Annotated in this window: 14 protein-coding genes and 1 pseudogene; 8 read left to right on the top strand and 7 right to left on the bottom strand. The window is 44.8% G+C overall.

Features of this window, described 5'->3' with window-relative positions:
- Positions 1–37 precede the first annotated feature (37 nt).
- Positions 38–1738, bottom strand: coding sequence for an ATP-binding protein (locus H735_RS05000; protein ID WP_020196932.1), 1701 nt, complete (start codon positions 1736–1738; stop codon positions 38–40).
- A 6-nt stretch (positions 1739–1744) separates the two neighbouring features.
- Complete coding sequence (locus H735_RS04995; protein WP_009706860.1) at positions 1745–2284, bottom strand: heme NO-binding domain-containing protein; 540 nt, start codon at positions 2282–2284, stop codon at positions 1745–1747.
- A gap of 124 nt (positions 2285–2408) precedes the next feature.
- On the opposite strand from H735_RS04995, the gene H735_RS04990 reads away from it, so the two are divergent.
- From H735_RS04990 to H735_RS04970, 5 genes are all read left to right on the top strand, one after another.
- Positions 2409–3008 (top strand): CoA pyrophosphatase, encoded by a 600-nt coding sequence (locus H735_RS04990; protein WP_020196933.1) that lies wholly within the window; start codon positions 2409–2411, stop codon positions 3006–3008.
- A gap of 346 nt (positions 3009–3354) precedes the next feature.
- Complete coding sequence (locus tag H735_RS04985) at positions 3355–4608, top strand: aromatic amino acid transport family protein (RefSeq protein ID WP_009706862.1); 1254 nt, start codon at positions 3355–3357, stop codon at positions 4606–4608.
- Between the two features lie 97 nt (positions 4609–4705).
- Positions 4706–6067, top strand: coding sequence for an L-serine ammonia-lyase (locus H735_RS04980; protein ID WP_020196934.1), 1362 nt, complete (start codon positions 4706–4708; stop codon positions 6065–6067).
- A gap of 229 nt (positions 6068–6296) precedes the next feature.
- Positions 6297–8012 carry a cyclic di-GMP phosphodiesterase TpdA gene (gene tpdA / locus H735_RS04975; RefSeq protein WP_027726771.1) on the top strand — a complete coding sequence of 572 codons (1716 nt, stop codon included), beginning with the start codon at positions 6297–6299 and terminating at the stop codon, positions 8010–8012.
- A 107-nt stretch (positions 8013–8119) separates the two neighbouring features.
- Positions 8120–8587, top strand: a complete 468-nt coding sequence (locus H735_RS04970; protein WP_009706864.1) for a GNAT family N-acetyltransferase — start codon at positions 8120–8122, stop codon at positions 8585–8587.
- A gap of 55 nt (positions 8588–8642) precedes the next feature.
- Here H735_RS04970 and H735_RS31320 read toward each other — a convergent pair whose 3' ends face one another.
- A complete protein-coding gene (locus tag H735_RS31320; protein WP_009706865.1) occupies positions 8643–8780 on the bottom strand; it encodes a hypothetical protein in 138 nt (45 codons plus the stop codon).
- Between the two features lie 265 nt (positions 8781–9045).
- On the opposite strand from H735_RS31320, the gene H735_RS04965 reads away from it, so the two are divergent.
- On the top strand, positions 9046–9831 hold the full coding sequence (locus H735_RS04965) for a response regulator transcription factor (protein WP_020196937.1): 786 nt from the start codon (positions 9046–9048) through the stop codon (positions 9829–9831).
- A gap of 131 nt (positions 9832–9962) precedes the next feature.
- On the opposite strand, the gene queD is transcribed toward H735_RS04965, so the two are convergent.
- Positions 9963–10325, bottom strand: coding sequence for a 6-carboxytetrahydropterin synthase QueD (queD, locus tag H735_RS04960; protein ID WP_005376896.1), 363 nt, complete (start codon positions 10323–10325; stop codon positions 9963–9965).
- 531 nt (positions 10326–10856) lie between these two features.
- On the opposite strand from queD, the gene H735_RS04955 reads away from it, so the two are divergent.
- Both H735_RS04955 and asnS read left to right on the top strand, forming a co-directional pair.
- On the top strand, positions 10857–12482 hold the full coding sequence (locus H735_RS04955; RefSeq protein ID WP_020196938.1) for a methyl-accepting chemotaxis protein: 1626 nt from the start codon (positions 10857–10859) through the stop codon (positions 12480–12482).
- 187 nt (positions 12483–12669) lie between these two features.
- Positions 12670–14070, top strand: a complete 1401-nt coding sequence (gene asnS / locus H735_RS04950) for an asparagine--tRNA ligase (protein ID WP_009706868.1) — start codon at positions 12670–12672, stop codon at positions 14068–14070.
- A gap of 74 nt (positions 14071–14144) precedes the next feature.
- Here asnS and H735_RS04945 read toward each other — a convergent pair whose 3' ends face one another.
- The 3 genes and pseudogenes from H735_RS04945 to H735_RS04935 all read right to left on the bottom strand — a co-directional run bounded on the left by H735_RS04945 (position 14145) and on the right by H735_RS04935 (position 16243).
- The gene (locus tag H735_RS04945; protein WP_020196939.1) at positions 14145–14504 is read right to left on the bottom strand and encodes a hypothetical protein; all 360 of its coding nucleotides are present in this window, start codon (positions 14502–14504) and stop codon (positions 14145–14147) included.
- A 31-nt stretch (positions 14505–14535) separates the two neighbouring features.
- Complete coding sequence (locus H735_RS04940) at positions 14536–14757, bottom strand: hypothetical protein (protein WP_009706870.1); 222 nt, start codon at positions 14755–14757, stop codon at positions 14536–14538.
- Between the two features lie 83 nt (positions 14758–14840).
- A pseudogene (locus H735_RS04935) lies at positions 14841–16243 on the bottom strand (aminotransferase-like domain-containing protein).
- Positions 16244–16345 lie beyond the last annotated feature (102 nt).

The raw sequence follows: 16345 nt of genomic DNA, 5'->3' as shown, positions 1-16345 counted from the left end.
TAAGCATTGTTTGTCGCTGATCAAGAGGACTTGTGCATCATTCGTCGAGCCACTTACACATGATTTGTTCTATATCAGCAGCGGTGTAAGGCTTGGTGAGAATGTCATCCATGCCCGATTCAATGCACTTTTGTCTCTCTTCTAGGGTTGTTCCTGCAGTCAGCGCAATGATTGGCTTCGTGAAGCCGTCTTCGCGCAAATGTACCGTCGCTTCATAACCGTCCATTTCTGGCATACGACAATCCATAAATATTAGCTCGTACTCTTTCTCTTTTACCGCGTCGAGCGCTTCTAGGCCGTTGTTTTTTAAATCTGGTTTGATATCGAGCTTTTTGAGCATTTGCGTGACGATCACTTGGTTCATACGAATGTCGTCTACCACCAGCACCGAGCGTCCTGCCAGTTCGATATATTTACCGACAGACACGTCACCTGCGGCCCTTCCCTGTGCTTCGCCTTGTTCGAGCGGCACAACAACTTTAAAAGTAGTGCCTTTGCGTGGCTCACTGACGAAACTGATTTCACCATCCATCAAATCGACTAAGTTCTTGCAGATTGCCAAACCTAAACCAGAGCCTTCAAAGCTTCGCTTCGTGGAACGGTCAGCTTGTACAAAAGGGTCAAACAGCGCTTTCTGCGCCTCTAAAGGAATACCAATGCCTGTGTCTTCCACTTCGAAATGCGCATAACCATCGACCCACTCGACGCGTAGAACCACGCCACCGAGATGAGTGAACTTAATCGCGTTACCTATTAGGTTCACTAAAATTTGGGTGATGCGTTCGAAGTCACCCACAAGAAATTCTGGAATACCGAGCTTTTTGTCGATCGAAAAATGAATGCGTTTTTCCGCCGCTTTCGCAGCAAACACACCGGTTAATGCATTCTCTAAGTCCTTCCAAGCAAAAACTTTATCGATGATTTCCATCATACCTGCGTTCATTTTACTGAAATCGAGCAAATCATTGATGATGACACGAAGTAAATCACCGGATTGAATCAAGTTACCAAGGTATTGTTGCTGTTCATCCCCCAGCTCGGTTTTGCTCAGCAACTCTGCACTACCCAAAACGCCGTTTAACGGAGTACGGAGTTCGTGGTTGATCATCGCGACAAATTCTTTGGTTGCTTTCTCAGACGCTTCTGCCCGCTTACGCAGCTCGACCTCTCGCTCTAAGCTCAAATGTCGGCTGATAACCCCGTGCACTAGATCGGAAACCAACACCATTTGTTTGGAAGTGAACTCTTGATCGACTTGATCAAGAGCGACAGAAAAGATCAGCTCACCCAAGATCGCTGAGTCAATAATGATCGGTAAATAGAGGCGATTATCTATCCAATGAGGCTTGGTTTGTATCGCGTTTTCATGAGCGAGCACGAGATGGCCAAACTGATGGCGACGCAACGATGAGAGATGCTCTTGGCTCAAAGATAAGTAGGCACCGGAAACCACCGAGTTTGATGTCAGTTGCTCCAAGAAACTGGCAATCATGGTCTCGTCAAAGGTGCTAGAAAGGAACGTTCGTCCAAACTTGATCAGCGTTGCATCGATTTGTTCTTCAAACTCGAATTTACGTAAGTCGTTCTCAGACTTCATCTCGAGTTTTTTCAATGCGACGCTCAGTTGCTGATTGGACTCATACAGCTCTAAGCTCTTTTGCTCTAACAGTGTTTCTGCCGCTTTTCGTGACGCGACTTCTCGTTTGAGTTTCCTTTCTAGTGAGGAACTTCCCGTCATATTGCCTTATTGAGCCTCCAGCCAAAAACGTACTTGGCTTCCGTCATCCGATTGGTTTTGATGTTTAACAACGACACTCTCATTGAAGTGGTTCGCACAACCTTGTATCAGACCGACACAAACATGCGCCATGCAACGTGCGCTTCGATAATCAAACACCATTTCTGATTCTGTTTCATTAATAAAATCAAACTGCGGTGGATTGGCGTCTGGGTAAAGCTTTTTCACTTCGACATGAATAAAGTCTTCTACATGGCGCACAAATTGGAACGTGGTGGTGCACTGTTGAAGACTGGCATGGTTTGGAATGGACTTAAGTAGATTTTGAAATACACACTCACCAAACACTTCTTGAAGCTTTTCTGGCGGAATGTCAGATACTTTGCTGAGGTTAACGATCAACTTAACAAGGTCTCGGTGGTCATAACTGCCTACCGAGGTGTAAATACCTTCATCGTTAGACAGGTCCAAGACTTGGTCAAGCACTTCCAGACCAAACTTGTCCTCCACTAACTCCATGAACTCTGTGAAAATTATCCCTTTCATCGTCTTCAACTAACCTTATAGTGACGTCTTAAAATAAAGAATGGTGTATAACTCTATAAGTTTCAAATTAATATGCGCACAACGCCATCAAAAGCACACTCAACTTGGGGATAAGGATTTCACTTTGGTCATCGATAAATCAACACTGTTACAGAACTTCCAACTGCAACTGCCAACGGGCTATCACCGTGAGTCTCTTGGGCGCTTAGCTCACCTCAAAGAAAATACCTTACGAGATGCCGCTGTCTTGATTGGATTTGTTGAACGTGAAGAAGGTCTTCAAGTCATTTTGACCAAGCGCGCCGAGCATCTGAGACATCATCCGGGGCAGATCAGCTTCCCTGGAGGAAAATATGAGAATGACGATCACACCTTGGTCAATACCGCTCTTAGAGAGGCAGAAGAAGAAATTGGTATTCACCAAACGCATATACAGGTTTTTGGTCAGTTACCTAAGCTACCTACTATTAGCCAGTTTAATGTGACGCCATTTTTGGCCTTCGTTTCACCAGACTACACAACTCGCATTGACCAAAATGAAGTCGCGGAAGTTTTTGAAGTGCCAGCCAACCATATTTTGAACCCAGAGAAGCTTTACAGTACAAAATTCAACCTAAGAAAGACAAGTCACCGCGTGTTTGCAATCCCCTACCAGCGTCATTTTATCTGGGGAATGACAGCACAAATTATCGAATCGATGCAAAAACACATCATTTCTAACTAACTGTCTTATCAATGGCAACTCCCCCATCAAGCCAAACATTATGTGCACCTATATTAATAAAAAGTTATTTTTCAAACATCAATTCACATTAGTTTAATTTGATTTTTATAAGGTAAACGCTTGCGGTGAGAAAAATTTATACACCAACCGCTTCAGATAAGTTTTTCTAATTCCACTCATTAGCAATAATCACGTGTAGCACGCCATTTTCGTGATAAAAAGCAGGTTTTTGACATATCATTCAATAAGCTCGAGCAATACATGATTTAGATCTAATTTTCCTAGTGCAAAATCTTGCAAAATTGGCCCCGACTTATTTCCTGTTCCCAAAATGAGTAACTCAAAAATGAATACAACTACTTCTGCGGCTTCAACCGCACAATCGTCTAGTAAGTTTTCTTACAAAGACTTCACCTGGTGTTTGTCCCTATTTGGTACAGCAGTAGGTGCAGGTGTACTTTTCCTTCCAATTAAAGCAGGTGCTGGCGGTTTCTGGCCATTAGTTATCCTAGCTCTAATCGCGGCACCAATGACTTGGTTCGCACACAAATCTCTAGCTCGTTTCGTACTTTCTGCGAAAAACCCTGAAGCTGATATCACTGACACAGTAGAAGAGCACTTCGGTAAAACTGGCGCAAACCTTATTACTTTTGCTTACTTCTTCGCTATCTACCCAATCGTACTAATCTACGGTGTTGGTATCACAAACACGGTTGACTCTTTCCTAGTTAACCAAATGGGTATGGAATCTATCCCTCGCTGGCTACTATCTGGCGCGTTAATCGCTGCTATGACTGCGGGTGTAGTATTCGGTAAAGAGCTAATGCTGAAAGCAACATCAGCAATGGTTTACCCTCTAGTATTCATCCTACTAGCGCTTTCTTTCTACCTAATTCCTGACTGGAATACGTCAATGATGGAAGTGTCTCCAAACTGGGGCGAAATGCCTTCAATCGTTTGGCTAGCAATTCCAATCATCGTATTCTCATTCAACCACAGCCCAATCATCTCTCAGTTCTCTAAAGAACAACGTCGTGTATACGGTGATGACGCAGTTAAGAAAACTGACGCGATCACTGGCGGTGCAGCGATGATGCTAATGGGTTTTGTAATGTTCTTCGTATTCTCTGTAGTACTTTCTCTTTCTCCAGAGCAACTAGCATCTGCGCAAGAACAAAACATCTCAGTACTGTCTTACCTAGCTAACGTTCACGAGTCTCCACTTATCTCTTACATGGGTCCTCTAGTGGCGTTCGCAGCAATCACTTCAAGCTACTTCGGTCACTTCCTAGGCGCACACGAAGGTCTAGTTGGTCTAATCAAATCTCGCTCTGAAACTCCTAAGAGCAAGATCGAGAAAGCATCTCTAATCTTCATCGTTGTGACTACTTGGATCGTTGCTATCGTTAACCCAAGCATCCTAGGCATGATTGAAACAATGGGTGCACCGATGATCGCTGCAATCCTATTCTTGATGCCTGTATTCGCTATGAACAAAGTTCCTGCAATGGCGAAGTACAAAACTTCAGCACCTGTACAGATTTTCACAGCAATCTGTGGTCTTGCAGCAATTAGTTCTGTAATCTACGGCGCTCTTTAATCACCGCTCTCTATAAAAGCGTGATTAATTCAAGAATATAACGATAATAAAAAGCCTCCCAACTCCCCTTGGGAGGCTTTGTTCTGAGGTAATCGATATGATTAGTGTTTTTGACATCTATAAGATCGGCGTTGGTCCTTCAAGCTCACACACTGTAGGTCCAATGAAAGCGGGTAAAGAATTTATTGATGATTTACGCTCAATGGGAAAATTGCGCGACATCACTAAAATCACCGTTGACGTTTATGGTTCACTATCACTGACAGGGAAAGGTCACCACACGGATATCGCGATCATCATGGGTCTTGCAGGCAACTCCCCTGAGAAAGTAGATATCGACTCTATTCCGAGCTTTATCGCTCGCGTAGAAGAAACTGAGCGCCTACCTGTTGGCATGCACTGTCATACAGTATCGTTCCCGAAAGATGGTGGTATGAACTTCCATACTACTAACCTTGAGCTTCACGAAAACGGCATGCAGATCCACGCTTGGATCGAAGACGAAAAAGTGTACTCAAAGACTTACTACTCTATCGGCGGTGGTTTCATCGTTGATGAAGAGAACTTCGGTAAAGAAGTAGAGAACCCAATCAAGGTTCCTTACGAATACACAACTGCAGAAGAGCTTGTTCACCAGTGTAAAGAAAGCGGTCTTTCTATTAGCGCATTGGTAATGAAGAACGAACACTCTCTGCACTCTGATGAAGAGACTCGTACATACTTCGCAAACATCTGGCGCACAATGCGTGAGTGTATGGATCGCGGTATGAACGAAGAAGGTATTCTGCCTGGTCCACTACGCGTGCCTCGTCGTGCAGCAGCACTTCGTCAGCAACTGCTTACTTCTGAAAAGACAACAAACGATCCAATGTCGGTTGTTGATTGGGTAAACATGTTTGCTTTCGCAGTAAACGAAGAGAACGCAGCAGGTGGTCGCGTTGTGACAGCACCAACGAACGGTGCGTGTGGCATCATCCCTGCGGTACTGGCTTACTACGATAAGTTCATCCAAACTGTGACTGAAAAAGATTACATCCGTTACTTTGCGGCTTCTGGCGCAATCGGTGGTCTTTACAAGCGCAACGCGTCTATCTCTGGTGCAGAGGTTGGCTGTCAGGGTGAAGTTGGCGTGGCATGCTCTATGGCGGCAGCAGGCCTTGCTGAGCTTATGGGTGGTAGCCCTGAGCAAGTATGTATGGCTGCAGAGATCGCAATGGAGCACAACCTAGGTCTAACGTGTGACCCTGTTGCAGGTCAGGTACAGGTTCCATGTATCGAGCGTAACGGTATCGCGGCAGTAAAAGCGATCAACTCGACTCGTATGGCACTACGTCGTTCTTCAGCTCCAACGGTTTCTCTAGATAAGGTTATCGAAACCATGCTAGAAACAGGTAAAGACATGAACGCGAAATACCGTGAGACATCTCAAGGCGGTCTAGCAATCAAAGTGATTTGCTAATCCCTCCTCTCTGAATTGAAAAGCCCGAGCCATGTGCTCGGGCTTTTTTTCATTTGCTTTTTTCCTTTAAAACCCCACCTAAGAAAAATTCCCTCTAGATTGAGCTTTATAAAAAAATCTAAAATCACGACTATATCCAGAAGTTTAGGATATGCCCGTAGAAGGTCACATACCTGCTAACCCAATATTGATAACGTATTCAAAAAATAATCCTGGAGCGCTTTAACACATGATTAGGTTTGAACTTGGAAACCAAATCTGCGTTTGCTTGTCCGAAAAAGAACTTTCATTACAGCTCAACAACTCCATTCATTCCGCTATCCCCGTCAACAGAATTGAATATTTAATCCTCAGCACCATTGCCGCTTTTGGTAGCTTAAACGCGCCTATCAGTCAGAGGAAAATCGAAAAGAAGTTGTCATCGCAACATCACTTGATGTTGCCGGAAAATGGATTTAAGAACGCTGTTGCGTCGATACGAAAGAAGTTCAGACAACTGACGAAGAACCACGTCGAGACGCAAAAGTCTCTCATCGAAAACATCCACCGGAAGGGATATTTTGTGCCTTACGATAGCCAACATACGCAAAAAGATGGACTACTGCAACAATCAAGAATCCACAAACACGCACTGCACAGCGTTAGAATGGCGATAGGCATTTGTTTGCGAAGCCGAGCGCTCTACTTCAATTTGCTGTTTTTTATCACGTTTACCATGCTGCTTTATGTCGCCGTGTGTTTTTACACCATCAGTACCATCGTTAGACAAAACTATTTCGATGGCGCGATGGACTTTGCCCACGACCTTGCTCAGCGCAGCTGTTTTGAACATGAAGACCAGCTTCGTGGTTTATTCGATAACGTGCAATTGGTTGAGTCCGCTTTAATGACAGACAAGCACAATATTCGCTGCTTAGTCACGCCAGAAGCTGTGGTTCCGGTCAACGAACGAGACCGTGAGACTTGGTTAAACAACGACAGTTACACCACACACTCTTTTATTTTCGATGGAGCTCAAGTTCTTGTTCGAGTGAAGAACATTAATCTGTCGAATAACATTGAGAGCCACATGTCTCGCATGTTCTTATCCGGGATGAAAGTGTGTACTAACACCGGTACAGCGTTAGAAATCGGTGATACTCGTGGGCAATCCTTCCTCTACAACGTCAACGACAATGGCTATAAAGAGATCTATTACGTCTCTGGCCCTATTACGAGCATCTTGATTTTGAGCTTCATACTAATGTTCGCTATCAGGCATAAGAAGCTACGCTCCCTGCTGACTTACATGTGGGCAATCCGCGAATTCAATCTCAAGCTAGAGCCAATCCACAATACGTCTAACCGGCAGAATATCCATTACGAGGTGTTGTCCCGTTTTAAAGTTAAAAACACTCAACGTTTTATAGAGAGTTTGATAGCGAACGGATTGCTGATAAACCACACGCTACTGGTGATTAAAACCGTCTTCGGTGACTCGAAATCGCTGCTTGCGCCATTGAGCATTAATGTGTGCCCTTCTCTGCTTGAAGGCCATAACTTTACCCGTTTGTATCGACAGCTTAACCAACTCGATTGCTCACTGCTGACCATTGAAATCACCGAGAATGCCTCAATGTATTACACCCGAGAAATCTTCGACAACATCAACAAGCTTAAAGAGATGGGTTGTAAGATCAGCATCGACGATTTTGGTACTGGGAATAACAACGTTGAGCTTATCAGCCACATCACGCCCAACTACCTTAAGATTGACCGTTTGTTTGTGATGAACTTGAAGCAAGATGATAAAAAGGTAGAGACACTACGCCAGCTGATTGCCATGGGTCATACCTATCACTGCACGGTTATCGTAGAAGGGGTTGAAACTGCAGAATGTGCGCATCTCCTCACCACATTGGGCGCCCACATCCATCAAGGTTTCTACTATCCACTTTGCCGCTAGTTCCCTCAATTTATTGACAAGATCTGTACATAACCAGATTGCGTACTTTTAATATCCACAACTATAATGGCAGTATTGTGTTTACCGCCTCTGAATAGATTCAGAACATGATCGCCATTAAACCTGCCAAGCTAAAGGATTTTGCTAGCTTGATGCAATTGGAAGTGCATGAAAATCAAAAAGGATTTTTTAAGCCATTTGAACAGGCTTACCAAAATAGGACGAAATCAGAAGTCTTTTATACCATCTTCCACGACTACTTAACTGTTGGGTACTTGGTGATTGATAAAGCATTTGCTCAACACGCTCCTTTTGCGAAGCGTCATGAATTGGGCCTGAGTTACATCATGATCGACAAACGATTCCAACAACAAGGAATTGGTACATCGACACTGCAAAAGTTGATGATGTATGGCTACGCGATTGATGCGGAGAGCAACTCGGTGTGCGCAACGGTCGCAAACCAAAATAAAGTCGGTATTAAACTGTTTGAATCGGCGGGGTTTGAAAACACCCAGAAAACGATTTACGAAGAGAGTGGAAAAGCGCTGATCTTGCGCCACGCATTAAGCTGATTTGCCCCTAAAATGAAAATAGGCAGGTTCTTTATGAGCCTGCCTATTTACTAAGTCATACTGCCATTACTTCCGCTTGCCAGCCGTAACCTGTGTATTCTTTTGCTAATTCTTCAGCAACAAACGTTGATACCACCACTTCAACCCACCTACTGTGTGAGCCTGTGCGGTAACGCAGTTTTACCATTTTCATTAAAACCTCTCCGGACTATGATTAAGCGGCGGAGACTTGCTCGCCATTCACCAATAACTATAATTTTAAAAAAAGCCAAGATATCCATGCAGTTGGAGCTCTTTGCTCATACGTGCGTGAACTCTCTCCTTGAGATAAAACGGATATAGTGTATGTTATTCGAAAAACTTCGAATTAATGCGGGAGCCATTCTGCAGAATGATATGAACAGGATGTAGAGTAAAATTACTGCATTTATAAAAAACGATAAGATGAGCCAGTTTTTATGGGCAGCGATATAGGTAAAACGACAGGAACCAGTTTTGAAGCACTCATGATGCGTCAAGCGAAGAGTTTGACGACTTCTCATGCAGATGAATGTCAAAGCCAACTCGAACAATTCATGCTTGAAGCAATGGATTGGTTTGAGATCGATCGCATGACGATGTTCCCGAACTCCATGCTTTTCTTCAATCAAGGGAAGACCCTTTCCGTTGCGCGAGCACCTCACAAGATACTGACGGCTGAACAAGTCGGCGTGGAAGACGGTGAGCGCTACCTGCGCCTGATTGGCAACTCTGAAGAGATTCAAATCTTCGACAAAAACAAGCTCGCCACTAGTGATGTTGTCGTTTTACGTATGCTTTCTGCCCAAGGCGCATGTTGCCACTATACGATTCCATTGACTCAATTTGGTCAACGTTGGGGCGGACTGTCTTTTACTTTGTTTGGTAGTGGTCGCTGTGGATTAACCGAAACGCACTTGGAGCAAGTGACGTTCATTTCCCATATGTGGTTATCCTTCTGGCAGCACTCAAAGCTTCACCGCAGTTTGCATCGCCCAGATATGAAGACGGATAACGAAAACCATCGAATGCTAAGGTTGAGTCACCGTCAATGCGATGTGCTGGGTTTGCTGGCGAAAGGCTTATCGGCAAAAGAAATTGCCACCGAGTTGAACCTCAGCCCTCGAACCATAGAATCACACAAGTATCGACTGTTGGATATGTTAGAACTCGATAGTCATGCGGATTTGGTGCAGTTCGCGCTTCGCAACGGCATAGGTTACTAACGCATCTTACTCTGTCGACATTTGGCCTAGGTTAGCCATTTAACCTAGCTAAAAAAGAGCGGTTCTAGATAATCAGATAAAGAAAAGGCAAGCCGCGTGGCTTGCCTTTCTAATAGGAATGCAAAGGGAACTTACTCACCCTTGTAGATACAACCTGCTGTACAGGTTTCTTTGATCTCTACTTTGCTCAGTAGAGGCAGGCTTGGCTTAAGTTGTTGCCAAATCCACTTCGCTAGCACTTCACTAGTCGGGTTTTCTAGACCTTCGATATCGTTCAAGTAGTAGTGGTCTAGACGGTTGTAAATTGGCTTGAATGCCGCTTTGATCTCTGCGAAATCAACAACCCAACCTGTATGCGGATCTACTTCACCTTCTACATAAAGACGAACAAGGAAAGAGTGCCCGTGTAAGCGTCCACACTTGTGACCTTCTGGTACGTGTGGCAAGTGGTGTGCCGCTTCGAACATAAACTCTTTGTATAATTCTGTTTTCATCTTGATTCTCAGGCTTTAAAAAGACACGCAATACTAAGGAATTCACCCTTTAATGACAACCTTTATCAATAGCTGCCACAAAGCTTACGAGCGCAATCGTTAAAGTCAGTCAGTGAGGATGTCATCACACAAAATACTCAAAAATAAAAAAGGCAATCACCTATGAGGAGATGATTGCCAAAGTCTGGAAAATGCCAGAAAAGTGATGGTTTAGGAATCTAACGCAGGGCCGGTGGTTAGATTACCCGTGCCTTCACACGCGCGTTTGAAATAAACGTGTGAAAACGGACGCTACCCTAACCTATTTCGGGTTAACGATGGGTTAAAGGCGCAAATTACTGACCCAATTTGAGCCCATTTTTTTCACTGTCGCATTTTTGGCACCACGCCAAACAATTGATTACACACTACTTACATCACATTTACATAACCCTACTCTGTTTGGGGTCACATTCATTCGGGCTATTCATTGCTCAAAATTCGCTAACCCCTTAATATTGTGGCGTTCGTTCCAAATACACTTATAAAAATATGCGCTCAACTATAACCTTCAAGCTCCTACTCGCTCTTATCGCAGTATTCACTTGTGTACTCGCGGTATCGACGGGCTACCAGTACTATCAACAAAAAATGCTCATCAATAATGTCCTTAGTGAACAGCTCCATGATAAGGCGAGCAACTACTTCGATAGCCTAAATATGATGATGCTAACCGGCACCATGTCGCAGAAAGAAACGTTGCGTCAAAAAGCCCTAGCCCAAGAAGGCATAGAGCAGGTACGCGTCTTACGTGCTGATACCGTCTCTAAATTCTATGGTCCTGGTGATGCCAATCAAAAGCCTGTTGATGATATAGACCAACGAGCACTTAGCGGAGAGTTAGTGATTGAGCCAATCAGTGCGGATTGGGGAAAAGGATTGGTTGTTGCATTACCAATGAAGTCGAGCGAAAACTACCGTGGTACGAACTGTGTTTCTTGCCATATCGCTCCTGAGGGTGAAGTACTTGGTGCAATTCGTCTTGAGTACAATATGAACCACGTCAACTCGCTGATTAACAAGCAAGCTATGTTTGCAATGGGCATCATGTCGGTGATCGCGTTTGTCGGTTTCTTGATCACCATGGGGCTGATTCGCAAGATCATTGTTCGCCCTATTCAGAAAACCTCACGATTTATGTCTAACGTGAGTGCCAGCAAAGATCTCTCTAAGCGTATGGAACACAGTCAAAAGGATGAAGTTGGGCAACTTTCCGATTCTATCAACTCCTTTATGGATACGGTCTGTGAAAGCCTCGAGCAGGTTCGCGAGACTTCACATTCCCTCGCAGGTTCAGCAAATAGGCTCACCGATGTTGCTCAATCCACTGATGAAGCCGCCGATAATCAACAAGTCGAAACCAACGAAGTCCAGACCAACATTACAGGAATGCTTGACCAACAAAGTGTTGTCGAGCAAGCGACTATTGATGCCACAACGTTAGTCAATCACACCGTCGATGTCGCAACGAGCAGCGCCGGCCAAGCGCATCATGTCAGCGAAGACATCAAGAGCTTAGTCACCGACATCGACAAAGTGCGTGAAAAGATAACGACGTTAAATCAACAAACGGAAGAAGTGTCTTCTATTCTTGGCGTGATCAAAGGCATTGCAGAGCAAACCAACCTACTTGCTCTTAATGCCGCAATAGAAGCAGCTCGCGCAGGCGACCAAGGCCGAGGTTTTGCTGTCGTCGCTGATGAAGTACGTAATCTTGCCTCCCGTACAGCGGAAGCGACCAGCAATATCGAAACCATCATTTCGCAATTCCAACAAGGCAGCGAAGAGTCTCTCAGTTCGGTCGGTAGTGTGTGTGAGTTTGCCCATCAACGCTCTCTCGATGTCGAAGCATTGTCGGCAACAATGAGAAACGTGGTGGATGAAATGCATCAAGTGTTGAAGCACGCCGAAAACATTCAGCAGCAGACTCAAACCACTTCTGGTGTGAGTAAACATATTCAAGCGAAAGTCGATACGATTACCTTGCACGCTAACGAGACCTCTCAATCCGCATCGCATACTCGCGAGATCAGCGTCGACTTAGAGCACCTTTCTGAGCGTTTGGAGTCATTACTTAACCAATTTACCCTGTCGGAAGAACAAAGGAGGAATAAATAGGAAAATTCTCCCCTCCAAAATGAATATAAAGGTTGAAGCTGACGATTTGACAGGTAATATGTTTCGATGAATCTAAAAAAATTCTATCCAACTCAACGCTTCGCTTGTTTTTTGCACAATTTTGTTTAGAGACAAGCACTTTTAAGTGTTGAGTTGAATTTTTACCTCAATGGAGAATATTGAAAACATGACTTACGCGCCTGTATCAGACGTTTTGAAAGGTCAGCTAGCAGTAGACAGTGAAGTAACTGTTCGTGGCTGGATCCGTTCACGTCGTGATTCCAAAGCTGGAATCTCTTTCCTTGCCATTTATGACGGCTCTTGTTTCGACCCGATTCAGGCCGTGGTCCCTAATAATCTTAATAATTACGACAACGAAGTACTAAAGCTAACTACTGGCTGCTCTGTTGAAGTAACTGGTAAGATTGTTGCCTCTCCTGCGAAAGGTCAAGACTTCGAACTAGCAGCAACAGACGTTAAAGTTGTAGGCTGGGTTGAAGATGCTGACACTTACCCAATGGCAAAAACTCGTCACTCTATCGAGTACCTACGTGAAGTAGCGCACCTACGTCCGCGCACAAACGTAATCGGTGCAGTAGCACGTGTACGTAACTGTCTATCTCAAGCGATCCACCGCTTCTACCACGAGCAAGGTTACTTCTGGGTATCTGCGCCACTGATCACAGCTTCTGATGCTGAAGGTGCTGGTGAAATGTTCCGCGTATCTACGCTAGACATGGAAAACCTACCTCGCACTGAAGAAGGCAAAGTAGATTACAACGAAGATTTCTTCGGTAAAGAAACGTTCCTAACTGTATCTGGTCAGCTAAACGCAGAAGCTTACGCTTGTGCACTAAGCAAAGTTTACACGTTCGGTCCTACTTTCCGTGCTGAAAACTCAAACACGAGCCGCCACCTAGCGGAATTCTGGATGGTTGAGCCTGAAGTAGCGTTCGCAGAACTAGACGACGTAGCTAAACTGGCTGAAGACATGTTGAAGTTCGTGTTCAAAGCAGTGCTTGCAGAGTGTCGTGATGACCTTGAGTTCTTTGCTCAACGCATCGACAAAGAAGCGATCACTCGCCTAGAGCAGTTCGTTTCTTCTGACTTCGCGCAAGTTGACTACACTGACGCAATCCAGATCCTTCTTGATTCAGGTCGTGAGTTCGAATTCCCAGTTGAATGGGGTATCGACATGTCTTCTGAGCACGAGCGTTTCCTTGCTGAAGAACACTTCAAAGCGCCTGTAATCGTTAAGAACTACCCGAAAGACATCAAAGCATTCTACATGCGTGCTAACGATGACGGTAAAACCGTTGCAGCGATGGATGTACTAGCACCAGGCATCGGTGAAATCATCGGTGGTTCTCAACGTGAAGAGCGTCTAGACATCCTAGATGCACGTATGCGTGAAGTGGGTATCGATCCTGAGCACATGAGCTGGTACCGCGACCTACGTCGTTACGGCACAGTGCCACACGCAGGCTTCGGTCTAGGCTTCGAGCGTCTAGTATCTTACGTAACAGGTATGGGCAACGTTCGTGACGTGATCCCATTCCCACGTACTCCTCGCTCTGCGAACTTCTAATCGCCACTGAGTGATACAGAATTAAAAAGACCTCCCATGTGGAGGTCTTTTATTTTGTCTTTAGCGAACGTAACTCAGTTAAGTGACACACTCACGTTCTTGCCGTTAACACTGCCGATGGTCAAAGGCGATTGTCTTTCACCTTGCTTTATCAGTACTTTCGTATTGACCTGAGCGGTAGAGCGTTGAAGCTTACTTGCTTGTATCACGGACACTTCCAGCGTGTAATCTGGAAGGAGCTTATCGACAGAACCAGAAAAGTCGATGCGTTCTTGTTCATTGTCAATTAGTGCTTCAAAGTGATTGTCTGGTTGAATCTCAGCAACAAGCTGGGTTTGGTCGTAGTTCAACGTGACTGACTTGGGCTCACTATTTTGGTTTGCTGAAGCACCAAGTGCCGCAAGGCACAGCGCAAGTGATAACACTCTCTTCATTCCGCTCTTCCCTATTGTTTGTAATGAGTCGTTAAGGCTCACTCTCATCATCTTTATCAGCGTTAGCTGCGTATTTAACACCTAACACGCACAAGCCAAACATAATAAAGGGAATAACGGCGGCTGTGTACTCCGTCCACGCCATATGAGAAAAAGATTTCGCTAAAATAAGGTGAGCAAACACCAACAAGAAAGCGCTAAAAACCGCTACTGCGATCAATCGTAACTCATGTTTTACCAACTGCTTTTTCATCATCACTCCTTGTATAGAGATTTCTAGTGATGATTGAAGCACAGCTAGTTGGAAAAGCGCTGATACAGTTTGACCAAAAAACACTAAACAGTTGCTTCGCGCACAAGACTGCCTAACTTTTTGATCGCACTCTCTAAATGCTCGCTATCGGCAAAAGAAGTATTCAACCTCAAATAGTGCTCAAGCTTCTCGTCGACAGAAAACAATTTTCCATAAGCGACGGTCACCTGCTCCTTCAAGAGTGTTTGATAAAGTTGTTTACTGTCCACCTCTTGAGGCAGTTCTAGCCACAAGAAATAACCACCTAAAGGCAGGTGATAATTCACTGTCTGAGGAAGGTGCGTTTTGATGAGGGCTACGAAGCGCTCTTGTCGCAGCTGCAACGTTCTACGTAACTTTCTTAGATGATTATCGTAACTGTCGTTTTGAAGATAATGCGCCACGCCCTGTTGGATAGGCGCACTGCCAGAAAGCGTCGACATTAACTGCAGTTTTTGAATCGGTTCATTAAAGCGTTTGTTAACCACCCACCCCAAGCGATAACCGGGACAGAGGCTTTTTGATAGTGAACCACAGTGGAGCACTCGCTCTTGAGTGTCGAAGCTTTTCAGTGATGCCGGTTTTTTATCCGCGAAATAGAGCTCAGCGTAGACGTCATCCTCGATCAGATACACATCATACTGGTTCGCAAGCTCGACGATACGCTGCTTGTTCTGTTCAGAAAGCGAAGTACCTGTCGGATTATGAAAGTTCGTCATTAACCAGCAAGCGCGCACATCGCTATTGGTAAACGCCCACTCTAGTTGCTCTATCGAGTGGCCATGCTGCGCATCAACAGTGATCTCGATTACGTTCAAACCGAGTCGTTCAATCGCTTGTCGTGCCCCATAGAAGGTCGGCGATTCAATCACAACCGTATCTCCAGAACGAGTCACTGCTTGTAAGCTAAGGTTCAGTGCCTCTAACGCACCCGAAGTAATCACGATATCGTCATGGGTTAAGTTCAGGCCTTGTTGAATGTAGCGCTGCGCAATCAGCCGGCGTAGCGATTCACTGCCTGGAGGAAGATTATCTAACAGCGTATCTGGCCCCATTTTTCTCCCAGAACTGGCGAGGTTACGGTTTAACGCTTCCAACGGAAACAAGGCTGGATCAGGAAAAGCCGAACCAAGCTTGATAGACTCTGGTGACCCTTGATGTTTCAAAAAATCATAAAGCTCATCATTAACCGAGGCACGATATACGTTTTTTCTGCGCTCTTTGGCTCTAGCCTATCCAACTCTGCAGTAACGAAGTAACCAGACTGAGGTTTGGCGACCACCCAACCTTGCGCTTCAAGCAATTGATAAGCTTGCAGTACTGTTCCTGCGCTCACCGAATGGTTACGACTCGTCATTCGCACCGAGGGCAGTTTTTCTCCTGCTCTCCACGTATTTTTTTGGATCTGAGATTTAAACAACTCAGCCAGTTGGCGATATCGGTTCATGCTTCCCTCATTCCTGACTATCGAGCGCACATTAGCATACTTCGCGCCTTTATAACGACATCACACTTATCAAACTCGAAACGTAATTAATCAATCTTAGTG

The organism is Vibrio owensii CAIM 1854 = LMG 25443 (assembly GCF_000817815.1).
GTDB classification, from domain to species: Bacteria; Pseudomonadota; Gammaproteobacteria; order Enterobacterales; family Vibrionaceae; genus Vibrio; species Vibrio owensii.
The sequence above is the reverse complement of the archived record's forward strand: the minus strand, read 5'-3'. Positions and strand labels throughout refer to the sequence as shown.